Origin of the sequence: Pseudomonas sp. 34 E 7 (assembly GCF_900005715.1) — a bacterium.
Lineage (GTDB): Bacteria > Pseudomonadota > Gammaproteobacteria > Pseudomonadales > Pseudomonadaceae > Aquipseudomonas > Aquipseudomonas orientalis_A.
The window spans coordinates 102,284-115,947 of the sequence record NZ_CVTX01000150.1 but is presented as its reverse complement, the minus strand read 5'-3'; the positions used below and the strand labels follow the sequence as shown (position 1 = coordinate 115,947).

26 protein-coding genes are annotated in these 13,664 nt (G+C 57.6%); 18 read left to right on the top strand and 8 right to left on the bottom strand.

What is annotated here, in order from left to right:
* Positions 1-486 precede the first annotated feature (486 nt).
* The 6 genes from BFP96_RS17920 to BFP96_RS30935 form a co-directional block, all read right to left on the bottom strand.
* Positions 487-1,119, bottom strand: a complete 633-nt coding sequence (locus BFP96_RS17920) for a hypothetical protein (RefSeq protein WP_065936724.1) — start codon at positions 1,117-1,119, stop codon at positions 487-489.
* Positions 1,120-1,176: 57 nt separating this feature from the next.
* On the bottom strand, positions 1,177-1,488 hold the full coding sequence (locus BFP96_RS17915) for a hypothetical protein (RefSeq protein ID WP_065936723.1): 312 nt from the start codon (positions 1,486-1,488) through the stop codon (positions 1,177-1,179).
* Between the two features lie 81 nt (positions 1,489-1,569).
* Positions 1,570-1,884 (bottom strand): hypothetical protein, encoded by a 315-nt coding sequence (locus BFP96_RS17910; protein WP_065936722.1) that lies wholly within the window; start codon positions 1,882-1,884, stop codon positions 1,570-1,572.
* Positions 1,881-2,243 (bottom strand): hypothetical protein, encoded by a 363-nt coding sequence (locus BFP96_RS17905; RefSeq protein WP_065936721.1) that lies wholly within the window; start codon positions 2,241-2,243, stop codon positions 1,881-1,883. The genes BFP96_RS17910 and BFP96_RS17905 overlap by 4 nt, the downstream gene beginning before the upstream one ends.
* 496 nt (positions 2,244-2,739) lie before the next feature.
* The gene (locus BFP96_RS17900) at positions 2,740-2,937 is read right to left on the bottom strand and encodes a hypothetical protein (protein WP_065936720.1); all 198 of its coding nucleotides are present in this window, start codon (positions 2,935-2,937) and stop codon (positions 2,740-2,742) included.
* Positions 2,938-2,996: 59 nt separating this feature from the next.
* Entirely contained in the window at positions 2,997-3,158 is a 162-nt protein-coding gene (locus BFP96_RS30935) for a hypothetical protein (protein ID WP_170876026.1), read from the bottom strand.
* A 474-nt stretch (positions 3,159-3,632) separates the two neighbouring features.
* Between BFP96_RS30935 and BFP96_RS17895 the strand changes: the two genes are divergently transcribed.
* On the top strand, positions 3,633-3,953 hold the full coding sequence (locus BFP96_RS17895) for a DUF1654 domain-containing protein (protein ID WP_065936750.1): 321 nt from the start codon (positions 3,633-3,635) through the stop codon (positions 3,951-3,953).
* 48 nt (positions 3,954-4,001) lie between these two features.
* On the opposite strand, the gene BFP96_RS17890 is transcribed toward BFP96_RS17895, so the two are convergent.
* Both BFP96_RS17890 and BFP96_RS17885 read right to left on the bottom strand, forming a co-directional pair.
* Positions 4,002-4,403, bottom strand: a complete 402-nt coding sequence (locus BFP96_RS17890; RefSeq protein WP_065936719.1) for a hypothetical protein — start codon at positions 4,401-4,403, stop codon at positions 4,002-4,004.
* Between the two features lie 51 nt (positions 4,404-4,454).
* A complete protein-coding gene (locus tag BFP96_RS17885) occupies positions 4,455-5,285 on the bottom strand; it encodes a S24 family peptidase (protein ID WP_065936718.1) in 831 nt (276 codons plus the stop codon).
* 88 nt (positions 5,286-5,373) lie between these two features.
* On the opposite strand from BFP96_RS17885, the gene BFP96_RS17880 reads away from it, so the two are divergent.
* The 17 genes from BFP96_RS17880 to BFP96_RS17800 all read left to right on the top strand — a co-directional run bounded on the left by BFP96_RS17880 (position 5,374) and on the right by BFP96_RS17800 (position 13,518).
* Positions 5,374-5,583, top strand: coding sequence for a hypothetical protein (locus BFP96_RS17880; RefSeq protein ID WP_065936717.1), 210 nt, complete (start codon positions 5,374-5,376; stop codon positions 5,581-5,583).
* Positions 5,584-5,648: 65 nt separating this feature from the next.
* Positions 5,649-6,071 carry a phage regulatory CII family protein gene (locus BFP96_RS17875; protein WP_065936716.1) on the top strand — a complete coding sequence of 141 codons (423 nt, stop codon included), beginning with the start codon at positions 5,649-5,651 and terminating at the stop codon, positions 6,069-6,071.
* 68 nt (positions 6,072-6,139) lie between these two features.
* The gene (locus BFP96_RS17870; protein ID WP_083216657.1) at positions 6,140-6,841 is read left to right on the top strand and encodes a phage antirepressor KilAC domain-containing protein; all 702 of its coding nucleotides are present in this window, start codon (positions 6,140-6,142) and stop codon (positions 6,839-6,841) included.
* On the top strand, positions 6,841-7,593 hold the full coding sequence (locus tag BFP96_RS17865) for a DnaT-like ssDNA-binding domain-containing protein (protein WP_065936714.1): 753 nt from the start codon (positions 6,841-6,843) through the stop codon (positions 7,591-7,593). Before BFP96_RS17870 ends, BFP96_RS17865 begins: the two co-directional genes overlap by 1 nt.
* A complete protein-coding gene (locus BFP96_RS17860) occupies positions 7,590-8,276 on the top strand; it encodes a replication protein P (protein WP_256549100.1) in 687 nt (228 codons plus the stop codon). Before BFP96_RS17865 ends, BFP96_RS17860 begins: the two co-directional genes overlap by 4 nt.
* A complete protein-coding gene (locus BFP96_RS17855) occupies positions 8,273-8,569 on the top strand; it encodes a DUF1364 domain-containing protein (protein WP_065936713.1) in 297 nt (98 codons plus the stop codon). Before BFP96_RS17860 ends, BFP96_RS17855 begins: the two co-directional genes overlap by 4 nt.
* Positions 8,566-8,997 (top strand): VRR-NUC domain-containing protein, encoded by a 432-nt coding sequence (locus tag BFP96_RS17850; RefSeq protein ID WP_065936712.1) that lies wholly within the window; start codon positions 8,566-8,568, stop codon positions 8,995-8,997. The genes BFP96_RS17855 and BFP96_RS17850 overlap by 4 nt, the downstream gene beginning before the upstream one ends.
* The gene (locus BFP96_RS17845) at positions 8,994-10,274 is read left to right on the top strand and encodes a tyrosine-type recombinase/integrase (RefSeq protein ID WP_065936711.1); all 1,281 of its coding nucleotides are present in this window, start codon (positions 8,994-8,996) and stop codon (positions 10,272-10,274) included. The genes BFP96_RS17850 and BFP96_RS17845 overlap by 4 nt, the downstream gene beginning before the upstream one ends.
* Before the next feature lie 16 nt (positions 10,275-10,290).
* Positions 10,291-10,494, top strand: coding sequence for a hypothetical protein (locus BFP96_RS17840; protein ID WP_065936710.1), 204 nt, complete (start codon positions 10,291-10,293; stop codon positions 10,492-10,494).
* Positions 10,491-10,811, top strand: coding sequence for a hypothetical protein (locus BFP96_RS17835; protein ID WP_065936709.1), 321 nt, complete (start codon positions 10,491-10,493; stop codon positions 10,809-10,811). The genes BFP96_RS17840 and BFP96_RS17835 overlap by 4 nt, the downstream gene beginning before the upstream one ends.
* Before the next feature lie 3 nt (positions 10,812-10,814).
* Positions 10,815-11,168, top strand: coding sequence for an antiterminator Q family protein (locus BFP96_RS17830; RefSeq protein WP_065936708.1), 354 nt, complete (start codon positions 10,815-10,817; stop codon positions 11,166-11,168).
* A gap of 174 nt (positions 11,169-11,342) precedes the next feature.
* Positions 11,343-11,711, top strand: a complete 369-nt coding sequence (gene gvpU, locus BFP96_RS17825; protein ID WP_065936707.1) for a gas vesicle accessory protein GvpU — start codon at positions 11,343-11,345, stop codon at positions 11,709-11,711.
* 154 nt (positions 11,712-11,865) lie between these two features.
* Positions 11,866-12,183, top strand: a complete 318-nt coding sequence (locus BFP96_RS17820) for a phage holin, lambda family (protein WP_065936748.1) — start codon at positions 11,866-11,868, stop codon at positions 12,181-12,183.
* The gene (locus BFP96_RS17815) at positions 12,180-12,557 is read left to right on the top strand and encodes a hypothetical protein (protein ID WP_065936706.1); all 378 of its coding nucleotides are present in this window, start codon (positions 12,180-12,182) and stop codon (positions 12,555-12,557) included. The genes BFP96_RS17820 and BFP96_RS17815 overlap by 4 nt, the downstream gene beginning before the upstream one ends.
* Complete coding sequence (locus tag BFP96_RS17810) at positions 12,529-12,714, top strand: hypothetical protein (RefSeq protein ID WP_065887119.1); 186 nt, start codon at positions 12,529-12,531, stop codon at positions 12,712-12,714. The genes BFP96_RS17815 and BFP96_RS17810 overlap by 29 nt, the downstream gene beginning before the upstream one ends.
* A 56-nt stretch (positions 12,715-12,770) precedes the next feature.
* A complete protein-coding gene (locus tag BFP96_RS17805) occupies positions 12,771-13,001 on the top strand; it encodes an Acb2/Tad1 domain-containing protein (RefSeq protein ID WP_065887120.1) in 231 nt (76 codons plus the stop codon).
* A 190-nt stretch (positions 13,002-13,191) separates the two neighbouring features.
* Positions 13,192-13,518, top strand: coding sequence for an HNH endonuclease (locus BFP96_RS17800; RefSeq protein ID WP_065936705.1), 327 nt, complete (start codon positions 13,192-13,194; stop codon positions 13,516-13,518).
* Positions 13,519-13,664: the final 146 nt, after the last annotated feature.

The window sequence follows — 13,664 nt, the reverse complement described above, 5'->3', positions numbered from 1 at the left end:
GCTCTCCATTGGCACATAACCCTCGCCAATCTGGCATTATATCGCTGATATGGGGTATTACGGGTGACCGGCATGGAGCCGGATCGAGGAGAAACAGATGGGTGCAGTTGAGTGCCTCTATGAGAAAGAAATTCTTAAACATAGGAGGTGGTTCATTTTTTACACTCTATTGGCGTTAGCCACTCCAATCGCCACGCTAATACTGGTTTCCACTCTGGATAAACCGAGTCTTTGGATTTCCCGGTCTGGCGCAGTAATGGCGGGTATTGCGTTTCTTGCTCACTTAAAATCAGCGGACATGATGGGGGTCTTGACCCCGGGCATGATGGTTGACAACAGCTATACAGCCACGCGAGCACGGTACTATTCGCAGCTTGTCTGGTTCGGTCGAATCGCGATCGCGGTGGTACTCATCGGGACAGCGGTATGGGGGTTTGGAGATTTGCTCCCGATTGGATCAGCGCCCACTCTATAGGCTTAATACACTCAAGGCGTGTTGCTTGCCCCGCAGTTCCGGCAGTCTTCGCGATAGCGCTGCATGTCGCTGACGAAACGGCCGCAACCGCCACAGTTGAAAACTTCTCCCCGTGGTTTTTTCGGTTTCGCTAATTTGATGCCGGTGCCTCGGAGTGCCTGCTTAAGATCAACGTCCTGGCGCCAAACCAACCGTCGGCGAATGGAATCTATGTAGTCGGCAGACCATAGTTTTCGCGTTCCGGCTGTGAGTTCGGCGGCGAACTCAATCCGCGATTGTTCCAGATTCAGATTGCAGGCGCGGCCAAGATCGGCGGTGACTTGACCCCTGCTCCAGCCGATCCAGTAGACGTCATTGCCGTTCCAACTGCCTGGCACTTGCAGGTAGACGCGGCACCCTGGCTCCAGCATGGAGTTGCTGGCTTGTTCGTCCATCAACTGGCAGTCGACGCCATAATGGGCGCGTTCGTCGATGTACTGCTTCGGCCATGGGATGTCGGTGTCACGGTGCCCGCAGGCCTTTTCTTTGGTGTACAGCTCGCACTTGTCCAAGTCGGTGTAGTAGCCGCGGTGCTCCTTTCCGTGGAAGGTCAGGCCATCACCGACGTGACTGCGGCTGTCTTGTAGGTAGAACTGATCGTCCATGGATTATCTCCAGTCAGGCGCCGCCCTCCGGTTACCGGATGCAGCGAGTAGGGTGGGTTATGCTGGTTCGATACCGGTCTTGCTGAATTCTTCAAGCTGTCGCGACTGCTTTTCTGTTATCTCGAAATCAGGTCGCGACATGTTCACGAAACGGGCCGACACTTCGGCGGGTGCTGCCGCCAGATTGATCAGGAAGGTTGATACCGTTTCCTGCCATTCCTCAAAGTCGTGACGCTCACCCAGCACTTGAAGCGCGTCATCGAGCGCTTTCGAGACAATCAGCGTTCGCTTCTCGGCGCCGATCCTGTCGAGCAGCGCCTTCTCTTTCAAGCGCTTGTCCCGCTGGATCTGCGCGTTGTCCTTGGCCATGGCCTACCCCTTCGATTTCATGTGCTGGCAAATCAAGCCATGCCTGCCGCCGGCGTTGTCGCACTTGGTTGTTGATCCGCCTCATGGGGTGTCGGCGAACTTGAAGCCGTTCTCCTGGGCGATCAGTGTCACGCGCTTGATGTGCATCTTCAGGTTCTTCGCTGCCACGCTGGCTACGACACCCTTGGCTGCTTCTGCGCGTACGGACGGTGCCAGCTTGTCGCGTTCTTTGCGCAGGCGCTCATGGTGAGCCGTGGTGCCGTTGTAGGGACCATCGACGCCAACACCGTTCGGGATGACCTGGTCTGTCTTGCCTGAACCGAAGAAGGCGTCCAGCTGCTGTTTCAGCTCGTCGATGATCGACCGCCGTGGATCCGGCATTGGCTCGCCGATCATGGCTGTGCACCGTAGTAGGCGAACAGCACAAGCAGCGCCGAGAAGCCGGCCGTCCAGCGCGCCATTCGCCATCCGAAGCGCTTCGACGTGGCCGTGACTGCGCTGAAAAAGTCAGCGTTGCGCTCGAGCTGATCGGCGTACTGGCAAGCACCGTCGTGGCCGGTACGTGCACCGCGGGAAACGCCTGTGGAGCGCTCCACCTCATCGAACAGGTTCTTGCCGAGCGGCACCACGTTGAAGCGCGGCACCTTCACTGGCTGTTCGCGACCGATCTTCATGTACATCTCCGAAGTGGAAAGCGAAACACGTTCCCGCAGGGCCTGCAGAACGGCTTGGCTTTGTTGGATGGCTGGGTTCATGCCGACTCCTTGGTTGTGGTTGCGTTTATTCGTCAGCACCCTGACCGCCTGGCGGGTGCCGGTGGGCCCAGGGGAGGGTGCTGACGGGTAAAGGCCAGTCGTAAAAAAGCCCAGTCGAAACCGGGCTTTCAGTGCGCTTCGTAGACCTCCCTACGTCACGCGGTCGACGCTGTGGCGTCTAGGGTTCGTTGTGGTTCACATGGCTGCCAATCCTCCCTCTGTTCGCTCACTGGGCTGGCAGTGGCTACCGTTCTCTAGGCTTGTTGGATGCAGGTGGCCGGCGCGTGCCGTATGTTCGTCCGCATCGGGGTGTGATCTGTCGTCCGGTCTGGGCTGCCCGGCTTACTGGCTTTCGCCTCCCATATTCCTCCGCTCCGGCTTCCCATTACTGGGCCCACCCATTGCGGGGCAAACAGATCACATCCCGATGCGGCCTGGTGCTGGGGAGTACCAGGTGCTCGGGCAGTTAACGACAGGCTGTCGTGGCGCTGGTTGTTTAGGCTGCGCTTTCCAGCGCGCAGCATTCCGCGTAATGCGCCATTGCAATAGGCATGTGGTAGCTATCGAGCGGCCACTTGTTGACTTTGCACCCCTGTCCGGCAGGGCAATAAAAAACAAACAGTTCACCCGCGTTCTTGTCCATCTCCATGCTTACCTGTGCACCGCCTGCGAACTCATCTTTGATGATGATCATCTCTTCTTGCCCTCGTTTTTCATCCCGCTGCCCACTCGTTGAATGGGCAGAAGTGATGCTTATTCGGCCTGTAGCGTTTCGATTGCCTGGCGGTAGTCGGCAGCGTTGGAACGGTTGGTGGCGGCACTTTCGTGTTCGCCTTCGCGCTCCTGGATGGCTGCGTTGTTTTCGCAGTTGGATGCGTGGGTTTCGAGCTGGGAGATTGCTGTTGCGTGCTTCATGGGCTGTTACCTCTCGGTTGTCATCCCGCTGCACCCTGTTTCCAAGGTGCAGAAGTGATGCTTTCCCTCCTATTGCCGCCGGAAGGGGCGGGGCGCATTGCTTGCCGGGTCACTCACTCGGTTCAGGCGTTTCACCATCGAGCAGCCGTACAGGGTTTTCCCTATCGTTGGCAGGCTTTCGGGCCTGTCTGCTCGCCGGTCGCCGGTAGAGGCAATGCGGTCTGTTGTTTGTTGCGCTGACTGTTAAAGAGCGGTTCAGGCCTTGAGGCCCTTCGCAGTCCCTCGTTAGTCGCTGCGATGTCGCCAATTTAGAAAACTAAACAAAATTCGTCAACATATATTTTAAGAAAACTAAATAGGCAGGCCGAAGCTTGCCTTTGAGATATGTCGGTAACTAGTGGTTTACGTGTGGGAAAACAGCAGGGTATGATCGCCAAATTACTGTATAAAAATACAGCTATAAGGGACTTAGAAATGGCAAAAAAGAAAAGACAGGAACAGCAGGAGAGGGTGGTAATGACTGGTCTTGAGAGTCTCGGGCTGCGCGTATCATCAATGATTAATCACCCAATCGCCCAGCAGCAGCGCTGGGTAACTATCCATCGCCTGGACAACGACGGCGAGCGGGAGTGGGACGAAGTGATGGGGCTGCTATCGGATACCGACGGCATAGAAATGACGTTCAATGACGACGGCGCCGTCACCTTGAAGTGGGAAGCGTCTACTGAGAATGACCCGGCCGTTCAGCAACATGAAGAGCTTTCGGTAGTTGAAGAAGAGCCAGCGCCTTTTTGAAAGGCGCAAAAAAGCCCGCTCTCGGCGGGCTTTCAAGATCAACGCTGGTCAGAACAGTGGAAACAGCGTGCCGTTTGGAAGGCGAGAAACCCCTTTTACCATAGCGCCGTTTTGGAACAGGAATTGATATCCCTCGGCGCCTGTGTAGCCGCCATAGCTATTCTTCGCATTCACGTTGACGGAGATAAGATAGCCAGCGTAGAGCTTACGACCGTCGAAGACATTACCAACCATGTACCCTTTCTCCACTTGGGAAAATTGGTACTGGGCAGAGTAGGGGTCTTTAAGAGTACGGCTGAAATACTGTTTGATCCGCGATTCCGCTTGATCCTGCTCAACCGGGAAGCCGTAGTCAGCTTGCGCGATATCTTGCGGGGTCGGACCAGCAGCACAACCAGCCAAGGTTGCGAGCGCTAGGATCGCGAAAAATTTCTGAAGCTGAAAAAGCATTGGCATCCCTCCCATAGAAGGAGGTAATTCTAGCACCAGGGCCAATTGCTATCACGCCTTCTTGGCGTTCCAAATTAATAAAACTTTCGCGTGGATCGTAACGTCGTCAATGCGCGCAGTCTGGTTTTCATAGTGCGGGTTGTCGGATATAAGCCGGTAGTGGTATTCGTCCAGTCGCATCATTCGCTTAATGTATAGCTCCTGGTGCCAGGTGACCACATAGATACCCTCGCCGATGAATTCGACGATTCCACGATCCACAATGACCAGATCCTTGTCGTTGATTGTGCCTTCCATGCTCTGACCCCAGCCGGTGATCATCGCCAGAGCTGTGGTGGACGTATAGGTTACGCCTTTCTCGCGCAGCATCTCCTCTCGCACCACCAGGTTACGCACCGCCTCGTTATAGTCGGCCGGCACTTGTCCATGGCCCATGGCCCCGCGTACGTCGTACTGGGGAATCAGGATCTCTTCTTTGAGCGGGCGCAGCGACGCAATATTCGCGGGAATGTAGGACTGATCATTCGCATCCGTGATATCAGCCTCGACCGCTGCGGCCAGTACCATTTCTCGCGCCTTGTTCGATAGGTTTTTACCCGCCTTAGACGCCAGCATGTGTGCTACCAGCTCCGCGCTGGATGAGCCGGCCTTTGGTCCATCGACCGCCACGGCATCACCCGGCTGACCTGTCCCTTCCGATAGCCAGTCCGGCGAGCACTCCAATGCCTTCGCCAGGGCGAGCAGATTCTTGCCCTTGGCGCCATTAGTTCCGCCCACCCAAAAACTGACCGTGGCCTTTGATACACCAGTCAATTTGCTGATATCGGTAGCGGTGAGGCTCAGCTCCCTCATTCGCTTAGCAACTCGATCTTTGAATTCCATATTTAGGATTCTAAACAGTTCCCTGTTTAGATAACTTGCCTTGTGTTGTTAAGAACTCTAAACTCGCCAAAGACCCTGGAGACGAACCATGACCTACGACGAAGCCCTGAAATATTTCGGCACTGGCCGCGCTATCGGCGACGCCCTTCGCGTGACCGGTAGCCGGGTATCGCAGTGCCGTACGGCGGGAGGCTTTTCCTACCCAATGCAATGCGTTCTCGAAAAAGAGTCTGCGGGTCAACTTGTTGCCCGACGTGAAGACGACCCAGCTCAGCCGATGAACGACTCGGCGGCCTGATCGATGAGCCAATGATCGCCCGAGTATCTCAAGGGCGCCACGGAAACAAATTTGAGGTTTTACGAATGGAAGATTTCTTGAGGGCTTGCCACACCACCATCAAGGAAAGTGGGGCAGAGGAGCTGGCGGGGAAGATGTGTCTTGCGCATGTGAGCCTGCTGCAGCGCTCGAACCCGGATAACTCCGCTCACCACCTGACCATCGAGCATCTGTTCGGTGTCTTGCTGCATACCGGCGACATGCGGCCCTTGATGGCACTCGCGGACAAGTTTGGTTATGAGCTGGTCGCCCGTGAGAAGCCTGCGGCCAAACCGTTGATGATGGCCCTGGGCCACCTGTCCGCCGAGTGCGGTGACGTCGGTCGATTGATCTTCGATGCGGCCGCTGACAACCACATCAGCCAGCACGAAAAGGCACAGGGCGAGAAAGCAATTCAGGAAGCAATCGAAGCGCTGCACATCCTTCGCGAATCGCTGAAGGCCGCCTGAATCGCAGGCATAAAAAAACCGCCTGGCAGGGCGGTCCTTTCAACAGCAAAAAAACTTGTGGGGCCATTATGAACACACTTGTTGCTCCAAGCAATACCGTCACCATGTCGAGCCGTGAGATCGCTGATCTCACTGGCAAGCAACACAAGGACGTCATTCGTGATATCCGCGTGATGCGTGATGCACTTCAGAAAGATGGCGCAACTTTGCTCCATCTTCAGGAAGAGAAGGATGGGCGCGGCTACACCGCCGAGTTCCTACTCGACCGCATCCTCACTGAAAACCTACTGACCGGCTACAGCATTCCGCTTCGTCATCGTGTCGTGACACGACTTGGCGAACTTGAAAGCGTGTCGCGACACTTAGCTATTCCTCAAACTCTTCCAGACGCCCTGCGTCTCGCGGCAGACCTGGCCGAAAAGAACGGTGAGCTACAGCGCCTGGTTTCAGTCCAGGCGCCAAAGGTTGCGGCTATCAAACGTTTGGCGGCCGCTGGCGGAGCTATCTGCATCACTGACGCGGCCAAACAGCTTGGCATTGCACCATCTCGGCTCTTTGCATGGCTCGAACAGAATCGTTGGATATTCCGCCGCCATGGATGCAAGCGCTGGGTTGCGTACCAGCCGCGCATCACTTCCGGACATATGACCCATAAGGTCACTGCCCTGAAGCCTGATCCAGAGACCGGCCTAGAGCGCGCCGCGTTCGATCCAATGATCACCCCAAAGGGGCTCACACGCCTCGCTGAACTTCTGCAGGAGGCCGCGTAATGGCCGGCGACTGGATCAAATTCGAACTCACCACCTTGGACAAGCCCGAGGTCTGCCAGATCGCTGACCTGGCCGATATCGACCCCGATGCTGTAGTCGGAAAGCTGATGCGCGTATGGGGCTGGTTCGACCAACAAACAGAAAATGGTAACGCTCCAAGCGTTAGCAAAAAGTTACTTGATCGTCTGGTTGGGGTTATCGGTTTCTGCGAACACATGAAATCGGTGGCCTGGATGATCGAGGTGGACGGTGTTATCAGCCTTCCTCATTTCGACCGTCACAACGGCAAGACCTCTAAAAACAGGCTTCTCACGGCAAAGCGTGTGGCAAACCACAAGGCAAGTAACGCAAAAGGTAACGGTTCAAGCGTTAGCGGCGCGTTACCTAAAGAAGAGAAGAGAAGAGAAGATCAAAACCCTATCTCTGCGCAGGAGCCTGTTGACCCTCGAATGCCCAGCGAGATGACGCTCGACTGGGTGCCGGACGAAAAGTTACTGACCACCTACGCATTCCACCGTGGCCTGGCACTCGACCTGTTCACCGAAGAAGTGCGCATCGCGTTCACTGCTCACTACGAACCGCAACACCAAGTAAACACCCAGGCCGAATGGGTGAGCATGTTGGTCAAGTGGGTGAACAACGACAAGGTCCGCGCTGCAGCGAACAACGTCACGCCCATTCGGCAGAAGACCGTACCAGCCTCCGACTTCGACGATGACAGCACTGACTGGCAGAACGGGGTGCAATCATGATGAAGCAAGTATCCGCCGTAACCCAGGGCCTTTGGGCCAACCCCAAGGCAGGCGAATTTATCTCGGCCGACGAAAGCGCTTCGCCCCAGGACGAAGGCCGCCGCCAAATGGCCTCCGCGATCAACGACCTATTCACTGAGCTTCGCCTGATCCGCTCAGCCTGGCGCCAAGCATGGCCCGACAAGGAGACCTACCGCGCAGCCAAGGTCCAGTGGATGCAAGCGTTCCTTGACGAAGGCATCCGCACTCAGGGGCAGATCGAATTCGGCATGATCAAGGCACGCAAACAGGTATCTGATTTCATCCCGAGCCCTGGGCAATTCATCGAATGGTGCAAGCCGTCTCCCGAAATGCTGGGTTTGCCATCGCTTGCAGCTGCTCACCGCGAAGCCGTGCGAAATGCTCACCCGAGCATGGCTGGCCAGGGTAAGTGGTCACATGACGCGGTGTGGCACACGGCCAAGGAGTGCGGGTTTGAGAGCCTGAACAGGCTCGAAACGGCGCTAAGCCTCAAGCTGTTCGAGCGCAACTACACGATAACAACTCGGCGCCTGCTTGACGGTCTGCCACTTCAGCCAATGCCCAAGGCGCTGCCAGCCAAGGTTGACGGGCGAATCACGCCTGAGGTGGGTAAGGGGGCTCTGGCCGAGCTTCGCGCCAAGCTCGCGGGCGGTTCGCGATGAGTCGCCTGACCAAAGCGGCCCGCGACCGTGACTGCCAGGTTCGGTTTCCTGGCTGCTCTTGCGAACCGTCCACCACTGTCCTGGCGCACTACCGCCTTGGCGGCACCTGCGGTATTGGCATGAAGCCGAACGACTTCCAGGCCGCCTGGGCATGCGGGTACTGCCATGACATCGCCGACGGCCGCCTGCGATCGCCAGTTCAGTTGACCCGAGATGAGGTTCGCCTCTACCTAGCAGAGGGCGTGATGCGCACCCAGGACATCCTCATTCGCGAAGGGAAGGTGAAGCTTTGAAGCCGTTCACCGCGAAGCCATTCAGCTCGAAGCCCACGCGCGCCAAGTCAGTGGACCGCGAGGGGCTTGAGCAGGCCGCGCTGATCAAGGAGATCAGCCTGCGCTATCCGGCCGCCGCCAAGTTGATCTACCACGTCCCGAACGGCGGGCACCGGCACAAGCTGGTGGCAATGAAGCTGAAAGAGCAGGGCGTGAAAGCGGGCGTGCCTGACCTGGTGTTGCCGATGGCCCGCGGCGGGTACTTCGGGCTGTACATCGAATTCAAGGCCACGGCGCCGCATGACGCCGCCGTTTCCCCGGCCCAGGACGCATACCTGCAGGCGCTGACCGATCAAGGTTACCTGGCCATCGTCTGCCGTGGGCACTTCGACGCCATTGAGGCCATCCGCGCCTACCTACTCCAACCACAAACCAGGGCTGCGGCATGACCCAGACAATGCTCACCTCGTTTACCGACGCCGAGATACGGCGCCAGGCCGGTAATGCCGGTATCCGTGACCTGCGGGATGCTCGGTACCCGGGCGTGTATTTTCGCTTCCATCAAAACCGCGAGCGCGGCACCTGGTACCTGGTGACGGGCAACAAGTGGGACAAGATCGCCGGGTTTCCGCAGCTGCCTGTGAAGGGGTTGGTCGGCGCGCTGCCCAAGATTCGCGAGCGCCTGGCCGCCGATCCCAAGGCATCCGCCGCTGCCGGTACGCTGCACACCGTTGGCGAGCTGCTCGACTGGTTCACTGGCCGCCAGTCCGTTGATCGCAGCCTCTCAGCGAAGCGCCGCTCCACCAACACATCGATCATCTCATGCCATCTTAAACCACGGCTCGGCACCTTGGTGGTGGAGGACGTTGACCGGGCCACGCTCGACAAACTGGTTATGTGGCCGATGCAGGCCGAAATGTCGCTGTCCTATGTGCGACTGATGTGGGGCGTGCTGGTCGTCGCCTTCCGCCAGGCTGAGAAGCTGCGCCTGATCACCACCAACCCCATCGCCGGGTTCAAGTTCACCGACTTCACCAAGGCCCGCATTCAGCCGAAGCCGTCTCGCTTGCGTGCGGTGCAGCTCGAGCAAGTCATAGGCCAACTGGCCGACGGCTTCGATCAGCACCCGCAGGACTGCATGCTGGCCTTGATGATGCTGTGCCATGGCACCCGCGCCGGCGAGACCCGGCAAGCACAATGGTCCCACCTGACCCTGGGTGAGCAGGGCGAGTGGTTCATTCCCACCGAGAACACCAAGACCCGCTGTGAGCATCACCTGCCGCTCACCCATCAGGTTTGTGCGCTGCTGGAGCGGTACCGGGACTGGCAGGCGTCCAAGGGCTACAAGGGCACCTACCTGTTCCCCGCCCGTATCCGTGGCCCGATGAGTGATAGCCAGGCCTGCGCTGTGTTCACGCGCCTGGGTAAGGGTGAGTGGACGAGTCACGACCTGCGCAAGGTGGCCCGAACCGGCTGGACTGACCTGGGCGTCGACTTCCTGATCGGCGAGATGCTGGTGAACCACACGATGACCCGCAACGTGCAGACCTACATCCATACCTCGGCGGAACTGCTCAAGCGTGAGGCGCTGAACAAGTGGCACGACTGGTTAGACGGGAAGGGTTTCAACCTGATTCACCGCTCGACCATGACTAGAAACGGAAATTCGCACAATGGCGCCGAGGCCTTAAATGGCGCGGCCTCTAGCCAAATTCAGAAACCATAAAAGGCGAGGTTTAAAAATGATGATTTTGCTCGAAAGGCACACCGGCCTCGCCGTGAATCCCGCCGATGTCAGTTCGGTGGTGATCCGCAGTTCGAACGGCTGGCAGGTTCTCGACGTGAAAATGTCGACGGGCGATCGGCACTTGGTCAGGCACACCGCCCATTGTTCGGACGGTGACGACATCTACGCGCTGCACAAGCTGCTGCTGGAGTCCAAATGAAGAAATCCCACGGCCCGGCATTCCGCCGCACCCTGATTCCGCTGGAGCATTGCAAGTCCTGCAAGGGAAAGGCAGTGGTCCAAGGCCTCTTTCATCACCTGGACTGCATTGACTGCCACGCCTCGGGTTGGGTCCGGGCGGATGGCGGTGAGCCGCTTTCACTTCAGGATTTGGTGACCCAATTGAGTTTCAACCTGAATGCCGCGCATGACATGTTCTTAGCGAGCAAGAGCGACCTAAAGCCCGTGGGCCTTCTCAACTATTACGACCAGAACAACCGCCGCGGCGCCGGCGGCACCAACTACACAGGGGATTGAGCCATGGCCTTCACGCCGACATTTAAAGAACGCACCGCCGAGGATCTGCTGGAGCATTGGGGCCGCTGGGTTGTGCTTGGCTCTGGCGTGGCTTGCTGTGCGTCCCGCGAGAACACCATTCTTTCGCCGATGATCACCGATGACGATGCATTGATGATTGACGGATTGATGGGCCGCCTGCTCAAACGCTACCCGGAATGCGGCCAGGTGCTGATGAAGTACTACACCACCCGCGACAGCTCGCTGATGGAGGTCGGCAAGAAAATGGGCTTCGGCGAAGAGAAGACGCGCGGGCTCTGGAAGGCGGGTATCGCGTGGATTGATGGGGCTTTAGACATTCGCCGTCAGGCCGCTTGACAGCCCCGGTCCCTGCATATAGATTTCAGTTACTTTGCGGTTTTTCCGCGAGCAAAGCCCGACTCTAAAGTTGGGCTTTTTGCTTTCTTATGCAGCGAAGCATTGAGGTTGATTGCAAGTTGGTGTGGTGGCATGGTGATGGCTGATTATCGGTAGCCTAGAAGGATGTGCGTCATGCCTGATCTTTTCCTGAAGACCCTCAATACAACAGTAAATAACCACAACTATTCATTTGGCATAACGCTTGTCATCGCTGGTGGAGTGATTACCGGGACGTTGATCTCTGCCAAAGATTTCTTCGATGGTTTTGCCGACTCGCTTTCCCAGGCCTGGCCCAGCGGTCCAAATGAGGATATTCGTTCGAGCTTCGCGGAGTGGGGTCAACCTGAGGCGGCGAGTCTTCACGAAGACTTTATTCACCTCAAAGATGCTCGATACGTCAGTGGTAGAGATATGGTTCCAGCCATGCCTGAGGGGCTTTTGTGGCGAGGTCGCCTCGATGCTGTTAGTGGCTTCTCGCTAGGAACGTATAGCCAACCCTAATTTCTGATTCCCATAGTTTTTTAACTGAGCCTCGGCATTTGCCGGGGCTTTTTCGTTTTCGGCCCCACCACACCCATCGCCCCGACCTGGGAGTGCTGCTGGAGCCGGACCTATCACGCTCCCCCAAAGGGAGGACTGCCGGATGTCCTCGAACATGCCTGAGAAAAACCCCGACTTCTGGGCCCAGGTCTGGCTGGTCCTCTCGAACCCACTGTGGCAGGGCGCAATCATGGCCTTCACGATCACGCTGTTGCGCGTGCTGTACGACGCCAAAGAGCCGAACTATTGGCGCATCTTGTTCGAGGCGCTGCTGTGTGGGGCCTTGAGCCTGTCAGCCAGCAGCATCATCGAATGGATGGAGTGGCCGCCGAGCTTGTCGGTGGCGGCTGGTGGTGCCATTGGCTTCATCGGCGTCACGGCGATCCGTGACCTGATCATTCGGTTCCTGGGCAGAAAGGCGGACTCAGCATGAAGGCGATCGCAGTAGCAATCATCGTCGCCCTGGTGGGCCTGTTGCTTGTCGGCATCCAGCAGATGCGGGTCGAGGATCTGCGAGACGAAAAGCTCGTTGAGACCCAGGCGAAGGTGGACGCCATCAAGGCCAACACCGAGAGCCAGGCCACCATCACAACCCTGCGGGGCGAGGCCCAGCGCAACGCTGACTACCTGAAAGACTTGACCAAGCGCATCAGGGCCAGCGAGAAGAAAGCCGACAAGGCGAGGAAAGACTTTGAAAATCTCAAGCGCAACAGCAAGCATGTTCGTGACTGGGCTGCTCAGCCTCTGCCTGACGGCCTGCGCGGCAAAGCCGGCGGTGGTGACAAAGACCCAGGCCGTAAGAATTGAAGCGCCCGAACTGATTCCCTGTGAGCGGGTGGACCAGGCCGAAGCCGACCTTCGCATCAATGGCGATGTGTGGGAGTTGAAGGACAAGGCCATCAAATTGCTGGATACCTGCGCTGACCAGGTGGATGCGCAGATCGTGCGCAGCCAGAGCAAGTAGTTCGCGCCACGATTTCGAATGCGCCTAATCGTGGCGCGCAACATGAGGATTCACCCATGGACAACCAGCACAAGAAAATCACCGGCTATCGCGACCTGAACCAGTCCGAAATCGATGGCATGAACTCCATCAAGGCGCTGGAAGCTGACACCGGCGAACTGTTCAAGCAGATCGGCCAGATTGAGGGCGTCGACCAGCGCCTGCTGGCACTGGCCAAGACGAACTTGCAGCAGGGATTTATGTGGTTCGTTCGCTCGATCGCCAAGCCTGCCGATCCTTTCAGCTGATGTGCCTGTCCCGCCACGCTGAACGCCTTCCACCGCCCACAACTGAAAGGCACGGGCGGCCGTCGCCTCTGCCACCAACCATGCGCACACCCCGGCCCGCATCGATCATCCCAAGCATCGGCTCGATGCTGTTGGTCCTGGTCTTTATCGCTGGTGTGGCTGTAGGCGCCAAGATGGCAGGAGGCTGGTGATGAGCAGGTTGACTAGCATCAAGCCTCGCATGAGTGCAGCAGAGTCCCGGCCCTTCGCTTTGCCAGTGGCACCCGAGGGTGTCGATGGTTGGGGTTCCGGTCGTGGCGGTCGTCCTTGGCGGCGAATACGTGCTGCGATTCTTCTCAGGGATAACTACACATGCCAGGCGTGTGGCGTTATCACTCAGCAGCTTGAGGTTGACCACATCCTCAACAGGGCCAGGGGCGGCACGAATGATGATGCGAACCTCCAGGCGCTCTGCATCCCCTGCCACAAGCTGAAGACTGCTTCGGAGTCAGCTGAAGGCTTGGGGAAGGCGCGCTGATGGAGCGGCGCGCGTAAATGAGAACCCATATCGTTTTGGTGTATGTAGCACGCCAGTACCCCATGGGGCGGGTCTAAACCGTGGAAGGTTTTGTACAGGACACCGCCCCCGATCTCATGTAGAGATTTTTTCCCTCTCACAGGTTT

Excerpts from the sequence above, each read along its gene's own strand:
- BFP96_RS17920 (WP_065936724.1), bottom strand. The coding sequence starts at position 1,119 with ATGGACGATCAGTTCTACCTACAAGACAGCCGCAGTCACGTCGGTGAT.
- BFP96_RS17915 (WP_065936723.1), bottom strand. The coding sequence starts at position 1,488 with ATGGCCAAGGACAACGCGCAGATCCAGCGGGACAAGCGCTTGAAAGAG.
- BFP96_RS17910 (WP_065936722.1), bottom strand. The coding sequence starts at position 1,884 with ATGATCGGCGAGCCAATGCCGGATCCACGGCGGTCGATCATCGACGAG.
- BFP96_RS17905 (WP_065936721.1), bottom strand. The coding sequence starts at position 2,243 with ATGAACCCAGCCATCCAACAAAGCCAAGCCGTTCTGCAGGCCCTGCGG.
- BFP96_RS17900 (WP_065936720.1), bottom strand. The coding sequence starts at position 2,937 with ATGATCATCATCAAAGATGAGTTCGCAGGCGGTGCACAGGTAAGCATG.
- BFP96_RS30935 (WP_170876026.1), bottom strand. The coding sequence starts at position 3,158 with ATGAAGCACGCAACAGCAATCTCCCAGCTCGAAACCCACGCATCCAAC.
- BFP96_RS17895 (WP_065936750.1), top strand. The coding sequence starts at position 3,633 with ATGGCAAAAAAGAAAAGACAGGAACAGCAGGAGAGGGTGGTAATGACT.
- BFP96_RS17890 (WP_065936719.1), bottom strand. The coding sequence starts at position 4,403 with ATGCTTTTTCAGCTTCAGAAATTTTTCGCGATCCTAGCGCTCGCAACC.
- BFP96_RS17885 (WP_065936718.1), bottom strand. The coding sequence starts at position 5,285 with ATGGAATTCAAAGATCGAGTTGCTAAGCGAATGAGGGAGCTGAGCCTC.
- BFP96_RS17880 (WP_065936717.1), top strand. The coding sequence starts at position 5,374 with ATGACCTACGACGAAGCCCTGAAATATTTCGGCACTGGCCGCGCTATC.
- BFP96_RS17875 (WP_065936716.1), top strand. The coding sequence starts at position 5,649 with ATGGAAGATTTCTTGAGGGCTTGCCACACCACCATCAAGGAAAGTGGG.
- BFP96_RS17870 (WP_083216657.1), top strand. The coding sequence starts at position 6,140 with ATGAACACACTTGTTGCTCCAAGCAATACCGTCACCATGTCGAGCCGT.
- BFP96_RS17865 (WP_065936714.1), top strand. The coding sequence starts at position 6,841 with ATGGCCGGCGACTGGATCAAATTCGAACTCACCACCTTGGACAAGCCC.
- BFP96_RS17860 (WP_256549100.1), top strand. The coding sequence starts at position 7,590 with ATGATGAAGCAAGTATCCGCCGTAACCCAGGGCCTTTGGGCCAACCCC.
- BFP96_RS17855 (WP_065936713.1), top strand. The coding sequence starts at position 8,273 with ATGAGTCGCCTGACCAAAGCGGCCCGCGACCGTGACTGCCAGGTTCGG.
- BFP96_RS17845 (WP_065936711.1), top strand. The coding sequence starts at position 8,994 with ATGACCCAGACAATGCTCACCTCGTTTACCGACGCCGAGATACGGCGC.
- BFP96_RS17840 (WP_065936710.1), top strand. The coding sequence starts at position 10,291 with ATGATGATTTTGCTCGAAAGGCACACCGGCCTCGCCGTGAATCCCGCC.
- BFP96_RS17835 (WP_065936709.1), top strand. The coding sequence starts at position 10,491 with ATGAAGAAATCCCACGGCCCGGCATTCCGCCGCACCCTGATTCCGCTG.
- BFP96_RS17830 (WP_065936708.1), top strand. The coding sequence starts at position 10,815 with ATGGCCTTCACGCCGACATTTAAAGAACGCACCGCCGAGGATCTGCTG.
- gvpU (WP_065936707.1), top strand. The coding sequence starts at position 11,343 with ATGCCTGATCTTTTCCTGAAGACCCTCAATACAACAGTAAATAACCAC.
- BFP96_RS17820 (WP_065936748.1), top strand. The coding sequence starts at position 11,866 with ATGCCTGAGAAAAACCCCGACTTCTGGGCCCAGGTCTGGCTGGTCCTC.
- BFP96_RS17815 (WP_065936706.1), top strand. The coding sequence starts at position 12,180 with ATGAAGGCGATCGCAGTAGCAATCATCGTCGCCCTGGTGGGCCTGTTG.
- BFP96_RS17805 (WP_065887120.1), top strand. The coding sequence starts at position 12,771 with ATGGACAACCAGCACAAGAAAATCACCGGCTATCGCGACCTGAACCAG.
- BFP96_RS17800 (WP_065936705.1), top strand. The coding sequence starts at position 13,192 with ATGAGCAGGTTGACTAGCATCAAGCCTCGCATGAGTGCAGCAGAGTCC.